This is a genomic window from Streptomyces colwelliae, from assembly GCF_048158785.1.
Classification (GTDB): domain Bacteria; phylum Actinomycetota; class Actinomycetes; order Streptomycetales; family Streptomycetaceae; genus Streptomyces.
The window spans coordinates 1-3345 of the sequence record NZ_JBLTJC010000643.1 but is presented as its reverse complement, the minus strand read 5'-3'; the positions used below and the strand labels follow the sequence as shown (position 1 = coordinate 3345).

At 73.3% G+C, this 3345-nt stretch carries 1 pseudogene; it reads left to right on the top strand.

The features are described from left to right. Positions 1–3345 (top strand): annotated as a pseudogene (locus ACNFOC_RS52520) (hypothetical protein); the annotation flags it as partial.

Below are 3345 nucleotides of genomic sequence, written 5' to 3'. Positions count from 1 at the left end.
GAACCGCCCCCGGCCCGGTCGCCGCCCCGCCCGCGCGCGACGGCATCTCGCCGCTCGCCGGGCAGGGGCTGGCGGACAGCAGGACGCGTGCCGCCGAGACCCGGCATGCCGCGATCACGCCGGGCAGTCTCGTCGCGCACGGCCACGAACTGTTCAAGAACTCCTACGTAGTTGAGGGTCTGAGCCTGCCGGGGACCATCGCGGACGGTCAGTACTCCCTGGAGATCCAGGCCGTCGCGCACCGGCCCCGGCTGCTGGACACCACCCGGCAGTATCTGGAGACGGGTGTCTCGGCCACCGACAGCGCCCAGCAGCTCAAGTCCCTCGGAAAGTCACACCAGTTCGGCGGCAGCGGGGTGCTCACCCAGAACCCGCCCACGAGCCCCGCGGGCCCGGCGAACGCGGCCGGGCAGGGCAACACCGGTCCGGAGTCGGACGGTTCGGTCTCCACCAGCCAGACCAGCGGCAAGTCGTACAAGGGTCTGCTCAACCCCTCGGCACGGCTCGGCTATGTCTCCCGCACCGACACCGCCGACACCCTCTCCGCCAGTACGGGCGTCAACCGCACCCCCACCGAGAGCGGCGACCTGCACCGCGTGGTCGCCGACGTCACCTACGTGGTCACGGTCCGCGCCGGCTCCCGAGCCCTGCTCAACGGCGTCGGCGACCCCGGCACGATCGAGCCCGTCACCTTCGCGGTGGACGTCCCGGACGGCCTCCAGTTCCTCATGACACAGGGCCAACTCGCCCGCGACGCACGGTGGATGGGCTCGGTGCAGGGACTCGCCCCCGCGCCCGCCCCGAACCGGACGGCGGCCCTCCCGGCGCCGTACATACGCAACCAGGAACTGGGCCTCGGCGGCGTCCTCTCGGTCATCGAGTACGAGAGGCCCATCGCCGCCCCCGTCCCCACGACCGGGCCCAACGCAGGCCAGGTCCCGCTGGGGCAGGTCAACCTGCGGGAGCGGCGCGGCCTGATCGGGCGCGCGCTGCTGGCGCTGGTGGAGGCCGAGGCACCCGGAGCCGTCACCCCGGGGCACGCCGGCTACCAGCAGGGTGTGCACAGCCGCGTAGCGCAGCTCACCTCGCCCGCCGGCCTCCGCTCGCTGCCCGGACGCGGTCCGGACGGCACCCCGCGCCGGGCCACCACCCGCTTCCACTTCCGCCACCACGGTCACGGCGGCGAGCGGTTGGTCGAGGTCACGCTGACGGCACGGCCCCGGCGGACCCAGAACCTGGCCGGCGTCCGGGGTTCCTCGACGCCCGGTTCGGGCCTCGAACAGTGGCAGTCGCACACCTCCGCGGGCCGCACCACCACCCGCGCCTCGGTCCGGCAGAAGCAGCTCCCGGTCACCCTGACGACCCGTTATCTCCGCCCGAACCAGGGTCCCGACCCCTCCAAGACGGACCGCGCGGCACCGGTGTTCACCCCGCAGGCGGCCACCAGCATCTCCGCCCGGCGGGCGACCACGGCCGACAACCGGTTCTGGCTGCGCACCGACAACGGCGCCGACTTCGACGGCCTCCAGTACGACTACGAGCTGTCCGTCCGCTCCGCGCTGGTCGTCGACTGGCCGCCCAACGTCATCGGCGGTCTCGTCCAGAACGGCGTCATTGCCTGGGCCGACGCGGACGGCGACGTACGCCGCTGGATCAACGAACTGATGGCCCGCGGCAACCCGCGCACCAGCACGGTCCCGGTCAGTCTGACGCTGCGGTTCACCGGCACCGAGACCACCCTGCCCGGCGCGGTCGGCCCGGCTCCGGTGAACCCCCCGTCCGTCGTCTCCGACGTCGACCCGCGCAACACCGTGCGGCCGCCCGGCCCCGCCGCCGGGCCGTATCTCACCGACGCGCAGATGTTCCACCCCGTGGGGCCCACCCCCGCGTTCCACTTCGACGGCTGGGCGCACCTGGAGACGGCCCTCAACGACGTGGCGCCGCGCGGCGGGCGCGGCTGGCACGCGCAGATCACCTCCGTCTCGGTGGAGGGACAGGCGGTCAGGCTCGGCCAGTTGATCCAGGCCGGGCAGGTCAGCCTCGACCGTCCCCGGCTGGCCGCCGACCTGACCCGCAAGATGCCCGGCACGGCGCCCTTCGAAGGGGCACCCGGGCAACCGCCGTCGATCGCGGTGACCCTCTACAACCCGCGCCGTTCCACCCAGGCCGACGACGTCACCCTCGACCAGCTCCACAACACCACGGACACGGTGAGCACCGCCGCCGGCGCCGACCACTCCTTGGCCACCTCGTACACGCACCTCCTCAGCGGCGACGACGACAACCACGAGATCGCCGGCGTCGGCGTGCCGCTCGCCCAGCGCCAGACCCAGCCCTCGGCCTTCGGCGGCACGACCACCGGCAGCCGCCGCGACTGGCTCAAGTCCGGCAGCACCTCCGCGCCCGCCAACGGGGCGCGCGGGACGCGTAGTTACGTCGTCGATGCCGACGCTCATCTCCTCGTCGAGGGCCCTGAGGGCACCCGTCACGTCACCGGCACCGTCACCCTCCGCATCGAGGAGCGTGACCTCCTCGGCCACGGTCTGCTCACCCCGGCCGAGACCCCGCCGAACCTGCACGACCTGCCCGCGCTCGTCCCCGACTGGGCCACCGTAGAGCCGCACACCCTGCCGGAACGCCTGCACTCCGCGATCCCCGCCGGCAGCCACGGCGTCCAGTTCTGGGTGGCTCTCGGCGCCGACCCAGAGGGCACCCAACTCGGCCAGGCGCTCTACGGGGTCTCCCGTGCGGCCGTGCTCGGCAACCGCCCGCTGGAGCTGATGACCCGTGACCCCCAGGGCATCCGCCGCTGGGAGTTCACCCCCGAGGGCGCCCTCGTCACCGCCGACCCCGACCTGACCACCGCGTGGACCGCCTTCCACGCCCAGGCCGAACTCCTGCACACGGCCACCGACACCCTCGCCGACACCCCGCAGCGGTTGAACCTCCTCACCGCTTCCCTCCAGCAGGCCAACCGGGCGCACACAACCGCCGTGGCGACCCACGGGAAGGCGCAGCTCGCGGTCAAGAACACGACCGCCGCGCACCAGCAGGCGACGAAGACGGCCGCCGACTCCGCCAAGGCCGAACGGGAGGCGAAGGCACTGGTCGCCCGCCTGAAGCGGGAGTTCGCGGAGGCGCAGCGGACCGCCACCACCTTGCCGCCGGTCATCAGGCAGCACGAGCGGGACGAGGCCAAGGGCCGCCGTGACCTCCGGACGGCCCTGGCCGCGCTGACGCAGGCCGAGAACACCGTGCGCGAAGAACGCGCCGCCGCCGAACAAGCCGCGAAGGACGGGAAGAAGAGCGGGCAGTCGAGTACGGCCCCCGCACCCACCCCCATAC